The 1,058-nt window shown below is 55.5% G+C and carries 1 protein-coding gene; it reads left to right on the forward strand.

Features of this window, described 5'->3' with window-relative positions:
* The coding region (locus JKK62_RS14455; RefSeq protein ID WP_201428518.1) for an ATP-binding protein at nucleotides 1–1,058 on the forward strand (1,058 nt) is incomplete at both ends.

Consider the following 1,058-nt stretch of genomic DNA (forward strand, 5'->3'; position numbering starts at 1 on the left):
ACGATCATGACCGACAACGCCATGGCGGATAAAATCTATATCGAGCCGCTCACCCTCGACGTGGTGAAGCGCATTATCATCAAGGAAAAACCCGACAGCCTGCTTTCGACCCTCGGCGGACAGACAGGTCTGACGCTGTCAATGCAGCTCGCAAAGGAAGGCTTCCTCGAGAAGCACGGCGTGCAGCTGCTCGGCGCAAAGCCCGAAACTATCGACAAGGCTGAGGACAGACAGCTTTTCAAGGACACAATGGTGTCCATAAACCAGCCCGTCATTCCGTCGCTCGTTGTAAACGACGTTGAATCCGCCGTTAAGTTCACAAACGAAATCGGCTACCCCGTAATTATCCGCCCGGCGTTTACCCTCGGCGGCACAGGCGGCGGTATTGTAAATAACGAGGAGGAGCTCAGAGAAATCACCTCAAACGGTCTTGAGCTTTCTCCGATCACCCAGGTTCTTGTTGAGAAGTGCATCTCCGGCTGGAAGGAAATCGAGTTCGAGGTAATGCGCGACTCCATGGGCAACGTAATCACCATCTGCTCGATGGAGAACTTCGACCCCGTCGGCGTTCACACGGGCGACTCAATCGTTATCGCGCCCGCTGTGACGCTCTCGGACAAGGAGTACCAGATGCTCCGTTCTGCAGCGCTCGACATCATTTCGGCTCTTAAGGTAGAGGGAGGCTGCAACTGCCAGTTCGCGCTGGACCCCGAGACCTTTGAGTACGCGGTAATCGAGGTCAATCCGCGTGTTTCGCGTTCCTCGGCGCTCGCTTCAAAGGCTACCGGATACCCGATCGCCAAGGTGGCTTCCAAGATCGCCATCGGCTACACCCTCAGTGAAATCAAGAACGCCGTTACGGGCACAACCTACGCGTGCTTCGAGCCCGCTATCGACTATGTTGTCGTAAAGTTCCCGAAATGGCCCTTCGATAAATTTGTATACGCGAAGCGTGACCTCGGCACCCAGATGAAGGCGACCGGTGAGGTCATGGCTATCGCTCCCACCTTTGAGCAGGCTATCATGAAGGCTGTCAGAGGCGCGGAAATCTCGCACAA

The sequence above is a fragment of the Ruminococcus difficilis genome, assembly GCF_016680995.1.